Source organism: Streptomyces sp. NP-1717 (genome assembly GCF_022695985.1).
Lineage (GTDB): Bacteria > Actinomycetota > Actinomycetes > Streptomycetales > Streptomycetaceae > Streptomyces.
On record NZ_JAAPBF010000002.1, the window covers coordinates 35,563 to 52,838 of the forward strand.

A 17,276-nucleotide genomic window follows, 5' to 3' on the forward strand; every position below is an offset into this window, starting at 1 on the left:
TCATACCTCTTGCTTCTTCTCGGAATGTCCCCGCAGGGCTTTCATCTGCTGAGCCAGGACGTGGCCGACCTGCGCGGCCGACTCCGGCTCGGTGAGCATGGACTTGTGTTCCGCGTCGATGCCGTGGACCTCGACGCCGCCGCCGGTGTGGGGCAGCCAGGAGTCCGGCGTGCGGCCGGGGCGTGCCGCGCGGGTCCTGTCGGCGGTGAGGTGGAGGATGCGGGCCCGCACCCGGCCGGGGACGAAGGCGCGCATGAGCCGGACGTTGTTGACGTACACGTCCTTGGCGGCGAGGAGTTCCTCGTCCTCCAGGTACGCCATCGAATCGTCCTGGTCCTGGAGGAAGGCGCGGAACCGGGCGAGGGGGAAGCGCCCCTCCCCGATCTCGTCGTCGGAGAACTCGAATCCGGCGGCGCGCAGGTTGTCCGCGACGATCTCGGCCGCGGTGGGCTCCCCGACCGCCGGGTCGCGGTCCTCGACGGGGTAGGAGTCGAGCATGGCGAGCAGCTCGACCTCCTCGCCCTCGGCCTCCAGCAGCTCGGTCATGGCGTGGGCTATGTGGCCGCCGAGCGACCAGCCGAGAAAGCGGTAGGGGCCGCCGGGCTGCACGGAACGGACGAGCCCCACGTACTCGGCCGCCATCTCCACCAGGGTGGCCGGCAGACCGTCCCCGCCGGGTCCGGGGGTACGAGCCTGGATCGCGTGGAGCGGCGTGTCGGAGGTCAGATGGGTGAGCAGCGGCGCGTAGCACCAGCCGAGCCCGGCGCCCGGGTGCAGGCAGAACAGCGGGGGTTCGGCACCGCGCTCGCGCAGCGCCAGCATCCGCAGCGGCGCGCGCCGTTCCGTCGCGCCGTCGATACGGGCGGCGAGCCGCGCGACCGTAGGGGCCTGGAAGAGGTCGCGTATGCCCAGCTCCGGCGCGCCCAGCCGGGAGCGGATGCGGGAGACGAGCCGGATGGCGAGCATCGAGTGCCCGCCCGACTCGAAGAACCCGTCGTCGATGCCGATCAGGTCGATGCCGAGGACCTCCGCGAACAGCTCGCAGAGCAGCGCCTCGCGCTCGGTGCGCGGCGGGTTGCCGGTGCCGCCCTGGTGGCCGGGTGCGGGCAGGGCGCGGCGGTCGAGCTTGCCGTTGGGCGTGACCGGCAGCGTGTCCATGGGGACGAAGACCGAGGGGACCATGTAGTCGGGCAGTTTCGCCTCGGCGTACCGGCGCAGGGCGGCGAGGTCGGGTGGAGCGGCGTCGCGGCCTGGCGTCACGTACGCGACGAGCCGCTTGTCCCCCGGGCGGTCCTCGCGGACCAGCACCGCGGCCCGCGCGATCTCCGGGCGCGCGGCGAGCACGTTCTCCACTTCCCCCGGTTCCACCCGGAAGCCGCGCAGTTTGACCTGGTGGTCGAGTCGGCCCAGGTGGTGCAGCGCGCCGTCCTTGTCCCACCGTACGAGGTCGCCGGTGCGGTACATCCGCTCGCCGGGGGCGCCGAAGGGGCAGGCCACGAAGCGCTCGGCGGTGAGCCCGGGCCGATTGCCGTAGCCGCGCGCGAGACTGCGGCCGGCGATGTACAACTCGCCCGGTACACCGGGGGGCACGGGCCGCAGCGCGGTGTCGAGGACGTACACGCGCGCGTTGCGGATCGGCGTGCCGACGGATGGCGTGGCGGGCCAGGAGTCCACGTCCGCCGGCAGGTTGGCGACGGTGACGACGTGGGTCTCGGTTGGCCCGTAGTGGTTGTACAGCCGCAGCGCGGGGTTGCCGCGGTGCAGGGAGCGGACCGGCTCGCCGGCGGTCAGCGTCTCGCCGCCCTGGACCAGGCCTGTCAACGCGGGCAGCGTGGTGCCCAGTTCCCCGGCCGCCTCGCACACGGCCTCGACCATCAGGTTGGGGGCGTACAGCTCGGACACCTGCTGGGCGTCCAGCCAGCGGACCAGCTCCACCGGGTCCCGGCGCAGCTCGTCGTCCGGGATCACGAGGCAGCTGCCCGAGGTGAGGGCGGCCAGGGTCTCCTGCGCCGATACGTCGAAGCCGATGGCCGCGAACTGCGCGATGCGGTGGCCGGGGCCGCGGGGCACCGTCTCGGCGTACCAGGCGAGGAGGTTGGCGAGTGCGCCACCGGACATGGTGACGCCCTTGGGGCGGCCGGTGGAGCCGGAGGTGTAGATGACGTACGCGAGGGAGTCCGGGTGCGGTGGCGAGAGGCGGTCGGCGTCCGTCGGGTCCGTGGCGGGCAGCTCGGCCAGTGCCCGGCGCGTCTCCGTAGCCCCGGGAAGCAGCACGGGCGTAGCGGGTGCCGTGTCGGTGAGACCGGCGGCGAGTTCGGCGGTCGTGACGAGCAGCCCGGGGCCGGCGTCCGCCAGCATGTACGTGAGGCGGTCCGGGGGGTATTCCGGGTCGAGCGGCAGGTAGGCGGCGCCTGTCTTGAGGACGGCGAGGATGGCGGTGACCAGGTCGGCGGAGCGGGGCAGGAGCAGGGCGACGGTGGACTCGGGGCCGACGCCGCGGCTGATCATCAGCCTGGCCAGTCGGTTGGCGCGGCTGTTCAGCTCGCTGTAGTTCAGCCGCTCGCCGGGCGCGATGACGGCCGGCGCCTCGGGGTCCCGCGCGGCGCGCTCTTCGAACATCTCCGGCAGCGAGGCGCCGGCAGGGGGACGTGCCGTGTCGTTCCAGCGGCTGAGCACGCTGTCTCGTTCCTCGCCCGAAAGGATCTCCGCCCGGCCGATGGTCCGGCGCGGGTCCGCGGTGACGTCGGCCAGCAAGCGGTGGAAGCGGGTGAGGAGACCGGTGGCCGTGTCACGGTCGAACACATCGGTGCTGTACTCCAGGGACAGGGCGATGCCGGTTGCCTCTCCTTCCTCGTCGTAGGACTCGACGAAGGACAGGAGCAGGTCGAACTTGGCGGTGGCCGACTCGACGGGCTGCGGGCTCACCGTGACCCCCGGTACTCCCCCGTTCTGGCCGGAGAGCTGCGCCTCGGTGTTGTTGCAGGTGAGCGCGGCCTGGAAGAGCGGGTGCCGGGAGAGGGTGCGGTCGGGGTTGAGCCGCTCGGCCAGCCGCTCGAACGGCAGGTCCTGGTGCGCGTACGCGGCGAGAGCCGTCTCCCGGACCCGTCCGACCAGTTCGCCGAACGACGGGTCGCCGGAGGTGTCCACGCGCATGACGAGCGTGTTGACGAAGAAGCCGACCAGTTCCTCCAGCGCGTCGTCGGTGCGGCCGGCGACGGGGGTACCCAGCGGGATGTCGTCGCCGGCGCCCATCCGGCTGAGGAGGGCCGCGAACGCGGCCTGCACGACCATGAACACGCTGGCTTGGTGAGTACGGGCCAGCTCGGCCGTCCGGGTGTGCACGCCGGGACCGGTCTCGGCGAAGACCTGCGCCCCGGTCTGGGTGGAGACGGACGGCCGGGGCCGGTCGAAGGGCAGGGTCAGCTCCTCGGGAAGGCCGCGCAGGGCCTCCTCCCAGTAGGCGAGCTGGGCGGCGCCGACACTGCCGGAGTCGTCCGGGTCGCCGAGGAACTCCCGCTGCCACAGGGCGTAGTCGGCGTACTGGACGGGCAGCGGCCGCCAGCCGGGGGCCGCGCCCGCGGAGCGCGCCCGGTAGGCGGTGAGCAGGTCGCGCAGGAGCCGCTTGGTGGACCAGCCGTCGCCGGCGATGTGGTGCACGACGAGGACGAGGACGTGCGCCTCGGGACCGGCCGCGAACAGCCGGGCACGCAGCGGGAACTCGCCCGCCAGGTCGAAGGAGTACGCGATGGCCTCGGCGACCGCCGCGTCCATGCCGTCCTCGGGTACGTCACGGGCGTCGAGCAAGGGGCGCGCCTCGACCGGTGTGGCGATGACCTGGTACGGCCCCTGCTCGTCCTCCTCGTAGCGGGTGCGCAGGCTCTCGTGCCGGGCCACGACGTCCTCGAGGGCGGAGCGGAGCGCGCCGGCGTCGAGGGCGCCGTCGAGGCGCAGGGTCGCGTGGATGTTGTACGTGGGGCTCGGGCCGTTCAACTGGTGCAGGATCCACAGCCGCTGCTGCGCGTGGGAGAGCGGGACGCGCTCGGGACGCGGGACCGGCCGTACGGATGGGCGGACGGCGTGGGAGGTGTCGAGGAGTCCGGCGAGAGCGCCGACCGTCGGGTTCTCGAACATCTGCTTGATGGACAGTTCGACGTCGAGTGTCGAACGGACCCTGCTCACCAGTCTGGTGGCGAGGAGTGAGTGGCCGCCGAGCGCGAAGAAGTCGTCATCGATGCCGACCTGGGGCCGGCGCAGGATCTCCGCGAACAGTCGGCAGAGGATCTCCTCACGGGGCGACCTCGGAGCACGCCCGGCGCGGGTCGCGTCATCCGGGCGCGGCCGGGGCAGCGCGCCGCGGTCGATCTTTCCGTTGGGGGTCAGCGGCAGCGCGTCGAGCCCGACGTACAGCGCGGGCACCATGTGGGCGGGCAGTGAACGGTGCAGGTGGGCGGTCAGGTCGTCGGTTCCGGGGAGGCCGTCGGGTCCGGTGCCGGCCGTGGTGGGAACGATGTAGGCGACCAACCGCGCGTGGGCCGGGTCGTCCTCCTCGGTGACGACGACGGCGGCCCGCTCCACCACGGGGTGTGCGGCCAGCGCCGCCTCGATCTCGCCGGCTTCGATCCGGAAGCCGCGCAGGTTGATCTGGGTGTCGGTGCGGGCGATGTACTCCAGGGCGCCGTCGGCGTTCCAGCGGACGAGGTCGCCGGTGCGGTACATCCGCTCACCCGGCGCGCCGAACGGGCAGGCCACGAAGCGCTCCGCGGTCCCCGCGGGCCGGTGGACGTAGCCGTGCGCGACGCCTTCGCCGGCCACGTACAGCTCGCCGGGGACACCGGCGGGCACGGGCCGGAGGCCGGAACCGAGCACGTACAGGCGGGTGTTCCACACCGGCCGCCCGATGGGCACGGGCCCGTCCGGGGTCGGGTCGCCGGGTGCCAGCCGGTGTTCGGAACAGTTGACGGTCGTCTCGGTGGGGCCGTAGACGTTGTAGACCGTGACACCGGGGTGGTCCGCGCGCCAGCGGCGCAGCGGAGCGCCGAGAAGCTGCTCGCCGCCGAAGGTGATGGCGCCGGTGGGGCAGACCCGGCCGGGCAGGGTGTCGAGCAGCGTGAGGTGGCTGGGGGTCGCCTTCATGAAGTCGGGCGGCGCCTCGTCCGGCCCCAGCACCGGGTCGTCCTCCAGCGACGCGAGGCGTACGCAGCCGCCGCTGATGAGCGGGACGTACAGCGCGCCCACGGTGAGGTCGAAGGACACCGGAGAGTGCACGAGGGCGCGCCCCGTGGCGGGGTATTCGCCCGCGGCACGCAACAGATAGCCCACCAGAGAGCGGTGCGCGACGACGACGCCCTTGGGCCGGCCGGTGGAGCCGGAGGTGTAGATGACGTACGCGGGGTGGGCGGGCAGCAACGGCGCGAGGCGGTCCGCGTCGAGGACGGAGCCGTCCTCGACCGAGCCCCGGGCGGCGGTCTCGCGTGGGTCGTCCAGCACCACCACGGGACACTCGGTGGCGGGGAGCAGGGGGGCTGCCGCGGTGTCGGTGAGTACGAGCAGCGGCCGGACGTCGTCGAGCATGAAGGCGACGCGCTCGGGCGGGTATTCGGGGTCGACGGGCACGTAGGCGGCGCCGGTCTTCATGACGGCGAGGGCGGCGAGCACCAGCTCCGGCGAGCGGGGCAGCGCCACGGCGACGTTCGTGCCGGGGCCGGCGCCGCGTCCGATGAGCACCCGGGCCAGCCGGTCGGACTCCGCCGCCAGCTCCCGGTAGGTCAGCGTCCGCTTCGCGGTCGCCACGGCCGGGCTGTCGGGGGTGCGGGCGGCCTGGCGGGTGAAGAGCTGCGGCAGGGTGACGTCCTCGACCTCGCGGGCGGTGTCGTTCAGCCCGTCGATGAGGTGGACGCGCTCATCGGGGCTGAGGACGTCGACGCGCCCGGTGGGCAGGCCGGGATCGGCGACGAAGACGTCGACCACCCGCAGGAGCCGGTCGCGAAGGGCCGCGGCAGCCGCGGGATCCACGGCGGAGGGGCGATGGCCGATACGGAACCGCAGGGGCGGTCCCGGCGAGGCGAGCAGGCACAGCGGGTAGTGCATGGCGTCGCGCATGCCGGTACCGGTGATCCGCAGTGGGCCGCGCCCGGGCGCGGCGACCGGGTCCGGGGCCCCGGAGGGCGCCGACGGGTAGTTCTCGAACGCCATCACGGAATCGAACAGTTCGGGGTGCCCGGTCTGGAGCTGGATGTCGGCGAGCCGGTGGTGCTGGTGGTCGAGCAGAGCGGTCTGCTCGACCTGGAGCCTGCGCAGGAACGCGTTCAGCGGCTCGTGTGCCCGGGTGCGGACGCGCAGCGGGAGGGTGTTGACGAACAGCCCGATCATGTTCTCGACGCCGTCGAGTTCGGGCGGGCGGCCGGAGACGGTCACTCCGTAGACGACGTCCTCGCGACCGGTGGCCCGGCCGAGCACCAGCCCCCACAGGCCCTGGACCACGGTGTTGAGGGTGACCCCGGTTCCGCGCGCCAGCCGGACCAGCGCCTCGGAGGTGTGCTCGGGCAGCGCGAAGCCGAGCCATGCGGGGGCCTCGGCGGCCCGGGGTGCCCGCGGCGCGACGAGGGTGGGCCCGTCGAGGCCGGTGAGCGCCGCGCGCCAGGCGGACTCGTCCGCGGCGCCGTCGCGCGCCGCCAGCCACCCGAGGTAGTCCCGGAAGGGGCGTACCGGAGGCAGCGCCGCGGGGTCGCCCGAGGACCGGTACAGGGTCATGAGTTCACGCAGCAACAAGGGCATCGACCAGCCGTCGAGCACGATGTGATGGTTGGTGAGGGCGAACCGGTACCGGTCGTCGGCCAGCCTCAGCAGCAGAAAGCGCACCAGCGGCGGCCGGGAGAGCCGGAAGCGGCGCCAGCGATGCTCGTCCAGCGCTTCGCGCGTCGTCTCCTCGGGATCGGCGGCCTGCCGCAGGTCGAGCTCCTCCCAGGGCGGCTCGACCTCGTGGGGCACGAACTGCACCGGGGACTTGGCGGCCTGGACGGAGAAACCCGCGCGCAGGTTGTCGTGTCGGCGCAGCAGCGTGGCGACGGCGTTCCGCAGGGCGGTGACGTCGAGGGTGCCGCGCAGGTCGACGACCGTCTGGACGGTGTAGACGTCCGGTTCGTCCTCGGTGTAGCTGCTGTGGAAGAGCAGCCCTTCCTGGAGAGGGGTGAGGGGCAGGACGTCCTTCAGGGATCGGCTCATCGGTCGGCCTTCCAGTCCGCTTCGAGCTGGTCGATCTCCGTGTCGGAGAGGTCGACGAGGGGGGCCGGCGATGCCGGCCGGGCACGTCCGCCGTCGGCGGGCGGCGGGGGCGCGTCCGTACCGGCCCGCGAAGAGGCCAGTTCGCGCAGGGCCCGGAACCAGCGCTCGGCCAGGTCGCGCACCTCGTCCTCGGCGTGCAGCCGGCCGGCCCAGGACCAGGTGGCGACCAGGCGGGGGCCGTCGGCTCCCTCGACCGTGACGGCGGTGCACTCGATCTCGTGCGCCAGGGGAAGGCCGGGCGGCTGTCCGGCGATGCCGCTGCCGAGCAGCGCCCAGTCGCCCCCGCCGCCGGATTCGTCGGCGGTGACGGGCACCTGGCCGCGGGCGCCGGTGAAGCGCCCCAGGTAGTTGAAGCCGTAGCGCGGCCGCGGCGCCGTGCGGAGCACGGGCGCCGTAAGGGCGTTGAGGTAACGCAGGAGACCGTATTGCAGCCCGGCGTCGGGAAGCCGGCCGGCGGTGCCGGCGGCCTCTCGGAGCGCGCCGCCCACCGCGGGGTCCGCGAGGTCGTCGCCGGCCAGCGCGCCGGGGCGCAGCCGGACCGGGTGGACGCTGGTGAACCAGCCGACCGTACGGGACAGGTCCGCGCCCGGTGCGGCATCCTCCACCCTGCCGTGCCCCTCCACGTCGACCAGGACCCCGTGCCCGCTGTCTTCGGGACGCCACTGCCCGACGGCCCGCGCGAACGCGCCGAGCAGCACTTCAGTGACGCCGACGCCCAGCGCGGCGGGCAGTGGCCCGAGCACGGTGCCGGTCGGGCCGGCGGGCAGGGTCAGGGTCAGTGCCCGCTCCGTGGCCCGGGTGTCGGCCACCGCGTCGAGGCGGGAACCCGGCCCGAGCGGCTCTCGCAGGGTCCGCGTCCAGTCCGCGGTCCGATCGGCGATCGCCGCGTCGTCGGCCAGCTCCGACAGACGGTGGGCCCAGGTGAGGAAGGGCGTACCGACGGGGTCCGGCGCGGGGGTGCGCCCCGTGACCAGCGCGCGCCAGGCGTCCGCGAGGTCGGTGGTGAGGATGCGCCAGGAGACGCCGTCCACGACAAGGTGGTGCGCAATGAGCACCAGCGCGCCCTGCTCGCGCGGACCGCGGTCGAGCCATACGCAGCGCAGTACCGCGCCCGTGCCCGGGTCGAGCCGTTCCCGGGCGGCGGCGGCCGACTCGCGGGCGAGCGCGCGCAGTTCCTCGTCGCCGGTCCCCCGCGCGTCCACGGTCTCCACGAGGCCGGCGGCCGCGACCGTACCCGGCTCCGCGATGACCAGGTCCCACTCGCCGCCGGTGAGGGTGGCGCTCATGCGCAGGGCGTCGTGGTGGTCCAGCAGTGTCCGGAGTGCCGCGACGAGGTCAACCTCCCGGGTGCCGGCCGGCGTGCGCAGCAGGACCGACTGGTTGTAGCCGCGGGTGCGTACGGGGTCGCCGGCGCCCAGCTCGGCGAGCCGGGCCACGATGGGCGTGACGGGCACGGGGCCGGTCCCGGGGCCGGTCAGCACTCCCGCCGCACCGCTCCGGGCGAGGGCGGCCAGGGTCGCGACGGTGCGGTGCTCGAAGACGTCGCGGACGGTGAGGACTCCGCCGGTGCGCCGGACCCGGCTGACGAGCTGGATCGAGGAGATGCTGTCGCCGCCGAGCGCGAAGAAGTCGTCGTCGACACCGACTTCGTCGAGACCCAGAACCTCCGCGAAGAGGGTGCACAGCGCCCGCTCCCGGTCGTCCCGGGGCGCCCGGGAGACGACGACGGCGGCGGGGTCCGGCTCGGGCAGGGCCCGCCGGTCGAGCTTGCCGCCGGGGGCCAGTGGCAGCCGGGCCAGCGGTACGACGGCGGCGGGGACCATGTACCGCGGCAGCTCGGCTGCCAGCCGCGCCAGCGCCCCGTCCACGTCGAACGCGGGGGCACCGCCGGTGTCCGGTGCCCCGGTGGAGCCGGTGGGGACGGACGGGCCCTCCGTGACGGCAGGGACCACGTAGGCGACGAGCCGGTCGTCGCGTGCGACGACCGCGGCCTGGCCGACGGCCTCCTGGGCGAGCAGCGCCGCCTCGACCTCGCCGGGCTCGATACGGAAGCCGCGGATCTTGACCTGGCTGTCGCCGCGCCCCAGGTACTCCAGGTTGCCGCCGGGCAGCCAGCGCGCCAGGTCGCCGGTACGGTACATCCGCTCCCCGGCACCGGTGAACGGGCAGGCCACGAAACGTTCGGAGGTCGTGCCAGGACGACCGCGGTAGCCGCGCGCGACGCCCGTGCCCGCGATGTACAGCTCGCCCGGCACCCCGGGCGGCTGCGGCCGCAGACGCGCGTCCAGGACGAACAGCCGGTGGCCGGGCAGCGGTCGGCCGATCGGGACGACACCGCCGGGCAGTGGGTCGCCGGGTTCGAGGACGAAGTCCGCGCAGCTCACGGTCGCCTCGGTGGGTCCGTAGTCGTTGAAGATCCTCACCCCCGGGTGGGCCGCCCGCCAGCGGGCGAGCCGCGCTCCCGTGAGTTGCTCGCCGCCGATGACGAGGTCGGTGTCCGGCGAGGCCCACGCGGCCGTGTCGTCGAGGAGCGCCATGTGCGAAGGCGTCACCTTGAGGAAGGCCGGCGGCGACGACGGGCGGTCGGCGGGTGGCTCGTCCAGGTCCGCCACGGTGACGCAGCCGCCGGCCACGAGCGGGGTGAACAGGGTGGTCACCGTCAGGTCGAACGCGGCCGACGAGTGCAGCAGGCTCTCCCCGGCGGCACCGGGGTAGCGTCGGCGGCTGCGGGCCAGGAACGCCGCCAGCGACCGCTGTTCGACGATGACGCCCTTGGGCCGGCCCGTCGAGCCGGAGGTGTAGACGACATACGCCGGGTTGCGGGGATCGACGGGCACGGGACGCTCGGCGTCGGTGAGCGCGGTGGCCGGCAGCGCCGCCAGCGCCGCCCGGGTCTCCTCGGTGTCCAGTACGGTCACACCCCCGTCCGCCGGTGCGACGGGCAGGGCGTGGCGCGACTCATGGTCGGTGAGGCAGAGCACGGGCGCGGCATCGCCCAGCATGAACGCGATTCGTTCCGCGGGCAGTTCGGTGTCCACCGGAAGGTACGCGGCGCCGGCCTTCTGGACGGCGAGCAGCGCCACCACGAGGTCCGCGCTCCGAGGAAGCAGCACGGCGACGGTGTCCTCGGGTCCGGCGCCCTGACGGACGAGATGGCGGGCGAGCCGGTTGGCGCGCTTCTCCAGTGCGGCGTAGTCCAGCTCCGTGTGCGCGTCCCGCAGCGCGGGAGCGTGCGGGGTCCGGGCGGCCTGCTCGGCGAAGAGCGCGGGGAACGTCGGCCCGGCCGCCTCCGGCACGGCCCTCCCGGGATGGCCGGGGTCGGGGGCGCTCCAGCGTTCCAGCGCCTCGCGCTCGTCGGCGCCGAGGATGCCGACGGCCGACAGCGGCAGATCCGGCCGGGCAGCCACGGCCTCCAGCAACCGGACGAGCCGGGCGGCCAGCAGCTCCGCCGTCCCGGGGTCGAAGAGGTCGGTGCTGTACTCCAGCGCACCCGCGAGACCGGCGCCCTGCCCGTCGGCGTCCCGGTACTCGGTGAGCGCCAGCGTGAGGTCGAACTTGGCGGTGCCCACGCCCATGTCCTCACCGGCGACGGACAGGTCACCGAGGGCCGGGAGGCCGTCCCGGTGGCGGACCGCGGCGGCGGTGTCGAAGTTCAGCGCCACCTGGAAGAGGGGGTGCCGCCCCAGGGAACGCTCCGGGTCGCGCAGTTCCACCAGCCGCTCGAAGGGCACGTCCTGGTGGTCGAACGCGGCCAGGTCGGTACGGCGTACGCGGTCCAGCAGCTCGGTGAACGCCGGGTCGCCGGAGGTGTCCGTGCGCAGCACCAACGTGTTGACGAAGAAGCCGACCAGGTCCTCCACCGCGCGGTCGGTGCGCCCGGCGACCGGCGAGCCGATCGGGATGTCGGTCCCGGCGCCCAGCCGGGTGAGCAGTCCGGCGAGGGCTGCCTGCACCGCCATGAAGACGGTGGCCTGCCGGTCCCGCGCGGACCTGGCGAGGTCCTGGTGGACGGCGGCGGGGATACGCAGCGGGACGCGCCCGCCCCGGTGCGTACTGATGTCGGGGCGCGGACGGTCGTACGGCAGGTCCAGTTCCTCGGGCGAGCCGTCGAGTACCTGTCGCCAGTGATCCGTCTGCGCCGACAGGGCGCTGCCGGGGTCGTGCTCGGAGCCGAGCAGGGCGCGCTGCCACAGGGCGTAGTCCGCGTACTGCACGGGCAGCGGCGGGAGTTGCGGCGTCCCGCCCGCGCACCGGGCCGTGTAGGCGGCGGCGAGGTCGGCGAGCAGGGGGCGCCGCGACCAGGCGTCGGTGGCGATGTGGTGAAGCACCAGCAGCAGCACGTGGGTGTCGGTTCCGGTCCGGAACAGCCGTGCGCGTACGGGAAGTTCGGCCCCGAGCCGGAAGGGGCGCGCCGCCGCTTCGCGGAGCAGGCGCGGCAGCACACTCTCATCGGTGTGCACCGTCTCCGGCAGCAGGGGCGGGCACTCGGCCGCGGGCAGCACCACTTGGTGGGGTCCGTCCCCGTCCTCGGCGACGAGGGTACGCAGGGCCTCGTGCCGCTTCAGTACGTCGCCGAGGGCGGCGCGCAGCGCGCCGGTGTCGAGCGGGCCGCTCAGCCGCAGCGCCGTGGGGTGGTTGTAGGTGTCGCCGGGGCCTTCCAGTTTCTGTACGAACCACAGCCGGCGCTGGGCGAAGGAGAGCGGGACGCGGTCGGGCCTGGGCACGACGGGAGCCGGCGCCCCCCTGGCCCGTCCGGCACGCCCGGCGGCAGCGGCGAGTCCGGCCACGGTGGGGTCCTCGAACATCTCGCGGACCGTGATCTCCACGTCGAGGGTGCCGCGGATCCGGCTGATGAGCCGGGTGGCGAGCAGGGAGTGCCCGCCGAGGGTGAAGAAGTCGTCGTCGACGCCGACTTCGGGCAGCCCGAGCACCTCCGCGAAGAGCCCGGCGAGGATCTCCTCGTGCGGACCGCGCGGGGCGCGCCCGACCGGTCCCACGGCCCCCGCCCGGTACTCCCCGGCGCCGGAGGCCGGCAGCGCCGACCGGTCCACCTTGCCGTTGGGGGTCAGCGGGAGGGTTTCGAGGATCACGAGGACGGACGGGACCATGTAGTCGGGCAGCCGGGTACGTACCGTCGCCAGCACCGCGGTGGCGTCGAGCGCGTCACCGGACGCGGCGTCGGGTACGACGTATCCGGCCACGCGGGCGGTGCCGGCCTCGGTGCGGACGGCGACCGCGGCGCGGGAGACACCCGCGCAGGCCGCGAGCGCGGCCTCGATCTCGCCGAGTTCGATGCGGAACCCGCGTACCTTGACCTGGTCGTCGGTCCTGCCCAGATAGTCCAGCTTGCCGTCACGGCGCCACCGGGCAAGGTCACCGGTGCGGTACATACGGCCGCCGGGGGCGCCGAAGGGACAGGGCAGGAACCGCTCGGCGGTCGGGCCGGGCCGGTTCGCGTACCCGCGGGCGACACCGGCGCCCGCGATGTACAGCTCGCCGGGCACCCCCTCGGGCACCGGGTTCAACCGGGCGTCGAGGACGTGGACGGTGGTGTTGCCGATGGGGGTGCCGATGGAGACCGGGCCCGCCGGCTTCGCGTCGCGGTCGCCGGTCAGCGGGCAGGCGGTGGACCACACGGTGGTCTCCGTCGGACCGTACAGGTTGAGCACCCGGCCCCCCGCGGCGACCAGCGTCCGCGCCAGTTCGGCGGGCAGCGCCTCGCCGCCCACGAGCACCCGCAGCCCGTCGACGGACAGGCCGCCTTCCACGGCGACGGCGTGCCACCAGCTCGGCGTCGCCTGCACGGCCGTGACGCCCTCCTGCGCGCACAGCTGACGGACCAGCCGCGGATCGCGTGCCGTGTCACTGTCGGCGAGGACGACGACGGCGCCCGCGAGCAGGGGTGACAGCAGTTCGAGGGCGGAGATGTCGAAGGCGGCGGTGGTGACCGCCAGCAGACGGTCCCGCTCCCGCAGCCCGACCCACCGCTCCATCTCCGCCAGGAAGTTGGCAAGGTTGCCGCGGGTCACCGCCACGCCCTTGGGCAGCCCGGTGGAGCCCGAGGTGTAGATCGTGTAGGCGAGCGCCCCGTCCGCCTCGGGCACCGCACGCTCCGCGTCGACCAGATCGCCGCCCGGCATCGCGGCCAGCTCGGCGGCCACCGCCGGGTCTTCCAGGGCCAGTACGGACTCCGCGCCGAACGCGTTCTCGCTGCGCGGAGCCACCAGCAGCGCGGGCCCGGAATCGCGCAGGATGTGCCCGGTCCGCTCCCGCGGATGCGCCGGGTCGAGCGGCACGTACGGCACCCCCGCTTTCAGCGCCGCCAGCACCGTCACCGGCAGCCACGAGCCGCGCGGCAGCGCCATCGCGATCGGCGCCCCCTGGCCGGCCCCGTGCCGCAGCAGCAGCCGGGCCAGACGGTTCGCGCGCGCGTTGAGTTCGCCGTACGACAACCGCTCAGCACCCGCCACGAGGGCCTCGGCCCCGGGCGTGCGTGCCGCCCGTGCCTCGAAGGCCGCCACCGGCCCAACGGCGGGCAGGTCGCGCGCGGTGTCGTTGTACCGCACCAGCAGGCGGTGGAGTTCGGCGTCGTCCAGGATGCGCAGCTGCCCGAGCCGCCGCGCCGGCGCCTCGACGGCGGCCTCCAGCAGCAGCAGGAAGCGGTGTACGAGCGACTCCGCCGTGGTGCGGTCGAACAGGTCGGTGCTGTACTCCAGCACGCAGCCGACACCGGCCGCCCGGCCGTCGTCCGCGCGGCGCTCGTTGCAGGACAACGACAGGTCGAACTTCGACGACGCCGACTCCACGATCTCGCCCCGGACGACGAGGCCGGAGGCGCCCCCCGTACCGCCCGCCGATGCGGCGAAGCCGTTGTTGAAGGCGAGCAGCACCTGGAAGAGCGGGTGGCGGGCCAGCGAGCGGGCCGGATTGAGCGCCTCGACGAGCCGTTCGAAGGGCACGTCCTGGTGGGCGTACGCGGCCAGGCTGGTGGCCCGTACGCGGTCCAGCAGCTCGGTGAACGCCGGGTCGCCGGAGGTGTCCGTGCGCAGCACCAACGTGTTGACGAAGCAGCCGACCAGCTCCTCCACCGCCTCGTCGGTGCGCCCGGCGACCGGCGAGCCGATCGGGATGTCGGTCCCGGCGCCCAGCCGGGTGAGCAGTCCGGCGAGGGCTGCCTGCACCGCCATGAAGGGGGTGACGTGGTGTTCGCGGGCGACGGCGCACAGCCGGGCGTGCAGACCGGCCGGAATGTCGAAGGCGACGCGGTCGCCGCGGTACGAGGCGGTGCGCGGCCGCGGCCTGTCGGTGGGCAGCGGGAGTTCGTCGGGCAGCTCCCGCAGGGTCTCCTCCCAGTGCCGGAGCTGGCGGACGAAGGGGCTGTCCGGGTCGTCCTCGTCCCCGAGCGCTTCCCGCTGCCACAGCGCGTAGTCCGCGTACTGGGCGGGCAGCTCCGGCTGCCGGCCGGGGCTGCCGGACCGGCGTGCGGTGTAGGCCAGTTCGAGGTCGCGGGTGAGCGGCCGGACGGACCAGCCGTCCATGGCGATGTGGTGCGTCACCAGCAGCAGGACGTGCTCGCGCTCGCTCAGGGCGAACAGACAGGCGTGCAGCGGTGGGCCGTCGGCGAGCGCGAACGGGTGCGCCGCTTCTTCCTCCAGCTCGGCGCGCAGCCGGTCCTCGGTGGTGTGGCGCACGGGAAGGCCGGGGGCGGACACGGCGGCGTCCAGCACCCGCTGGCAGGGACCCTGGTCGTCCTCGGCGAAGACCGTGCGCAGGCTCTCGTGCCGGGCGGTCACGTCGGCCAGCGCGGCCCGCAGCGCCGGGATGTCCAGCGCGCCCCGCAGCCGGAACGCCACAGGGATGTTGTACGTACCGCCGGGGCCGTCCATCTGGTGCAGGAACCACAGGCGCTGCTGGGCGAAGGAGAGCGGGACTCGCGCCGGCCGCGGAGTCCGGCGCACGACCCCGCTCACGACGCCGCCGGTTTCGCCGGTGACGGCGGAGAGCCGGGCGACGGTCGGGGCGTCGAAGAGCGCGTCGATGGGCAGTTCCGTCCGCAGCGTCGAGCGCACCCTGCTGATCAGGACGATGGCCAGCAGGGAGTGGCCGCCCAGTGCGAAGAAGTCGTCGTCGACGGTGACGTCGGGGACGCCGAGGACCTCGGCGAAGAGGCCGCACAGAATCGCCTCGCGCGAGGTGCGTGGCGGCCGGCCCGTGGCGGAATCGGGCCGGTGATCGGGGGCGGGCAGCGCCGCCCGGTCGAGCTTCCCGTTCCGGGTCAGCGGCAGTTCGCCGAGGACCACGAGGTCCGGGGGCACCATGTAGCCGGGGAGTCCGGCGGCGAGCGCGGCCGTCAGCTCCGTGGTGTCGGGGGTGGTGCCGGCGGGCACCACGTAGCCCACCAGCCGCCGGTCGCCGGGCCGGTCCTCGCGGACGACGACGGTTGCCTCGGCGACCGCCGGGTGGCGCAGCAGGGCGCGGGTGATCTCACCCGGCTCGATCCGGAAGCCGCGCACCTTCACCTGGTCGTCCGCGCGGCCGACATAGCTCAGCCGGCCTTCCGGCTCCCAGCGCACGACGTCACCGGTGCGGTACATCCGCTCCCCCGGCTCGCCGAAGGGGCAGGCCACGAAACGGCCGGCGGTGAGCCCCGGGCGGCCGAGGTAGCCGCGGGCGACACCGGTGCCCGACACGTACAGCTCGCCGTCGGCTCCGACGGGGACGGGCCGCAGGCCGGGACCGAGGACATGGATCCGTACTCCCGGGAACGGCCGGCCGATGGGGACCGGGCCGTCGGGCAGCTCGGCGCCCGGCGGGAGGCGGTACTCGGTGCAGTTGATGGTGAGTTCGGTGGGTCCGTAGGCGTTGACGACCCGCGCGGCCGGGTGCTGTTCGCGCCAGTCGCGCAGGGCCTCGCCCGTCAGTGCCTCACCGCCGAGGATCAGCGTGCCGTCACCGGCGAGGATGCCGGGCAGGGCGCCGAGCAGCCCCAGATGGGACGGGGTCGCCTTCACCAGCGTGGCTCCGGCTTCCGCGGCGGCCTCGTCCAGTTCTCCGAGGCGCACGGTGCCGCCCGCGGCCAGCGGTGTCAGCAGGGTGGTGAGGGTCAGGTCGAAGGCGAGGGAGGTGTGGGCCAGGGAGGTGCCGGCGGCATCGGGGTAGCGTTCGCGCGCGCCGTCCACGTACGCGTCGAGGCAGCCGTGGTCGACCACGACGCCCTTCGGGCGGCCGGTCGAGCCAGAGGTGTAGATGACGTAGGCGGCGGTGCGGGGGAAAATCGGCCGCAGGGGTTCGCCTCCGGCGAGGGGGGCGCCGGACAAGCCGGTGAGGTCTGGCGTCCGCGCGACGTCCGCACCGTCCTGCGGCCGCTGGTGCTCCTCGTCCCCTCCGGGGGCGAGAACAACGGCGGGGCACGCGTCGCCCAGGACGAAGCGGATCCGCTCCGACGGCCATTCGGCGTCCAGCGGGAGGTAGGCGGCGCCGGATTTCAGCACGCCGAGCACGGTCGCGAGGACTTCGGGACAGGGCGTGGCCACGACGGCGACGAGGTCACCGGCGCCGATGCCGCGCTCGATGAGCCAGCGGGCTGTGCGGTTGGCCCGGCGGTCGAGTTCCGCGTAGCCGACCGCCTGTCGGCCGCCGGACGCCGCCACCGCGACGGCGTCGGGCGTACGGGCCGCCTGGGCCGCGAACCGCTCCGTGAAGGGGACGGGGCGCCGGTTCGGCGCGGTGCCCGTGCCCCACTCGTCGAGCACCCGGCGCCGCTCCCGCGCGTCGAGCGGGTCGAGCCTGCCGGCGGGCGTGTCGGGGCGGAGCGCCAGCTCGGTGAGGGCGCGTACCACCCGGTCGGCAAGGTTGCGGGCGCGCGCGGCATCCAGGAGGTCGGGGCGGTAGTCGACGCGTACGGTCAGCTCCGGTCCGCGCATCGCGCACACCAGGGTGACCGGGTAGTGGTTGCGGCTGTGGCTGTCGGTACCGATGGCGCGGAAGGACACCTC

The 17,276-nt window shown here is 74.4% G+C and carries 2 protein-coding genes (1 of these 2 running past the window's edge); both read right to left on the reverse strand.

Features of this window, described 5'->3' with window-relative positions:
• Positions 1-7,221, reverse strand: coding sequence for a non-ribosomal peptide synthetase (locus GXP76_RS00770; RefSeq protein ID WP_242569413.1), 7,221 nt, complete (start codon positions 7,219-7,221; stop codon positions 1-3).
• On the reverse strand, positions 7,218-17,276 hold the 3' portion of the coding sequence (locus tag GXP76_RS00775; RefSeq protein ID WP_242569414.1) for a non-ribosomal peptide synthetase. It continues 5,775 nt past the right edge of the window; only the last 10,059 of its 15,834 coding nucleotides appear in the window; its start codon lies beyond the right edge, outside the window — the gene reads right to left on this strand; the stop codon is at positions 7,218-7,220. The genes GXP76_RS00770 and GXP76_RS00775 overlap by 4 nt, the downstream gene beginning before the upstream one ends.

Excerpts from the sequence above, each read along its gene's own strand:
- GXP76_RS00770 (WP_242569413.1), bottom strand. The coding sequence starts at position 7,221 with ATGAGCCGATCCCTGAAGGACGTCCTGCCCCTCACCCCTCTCCAGGAA.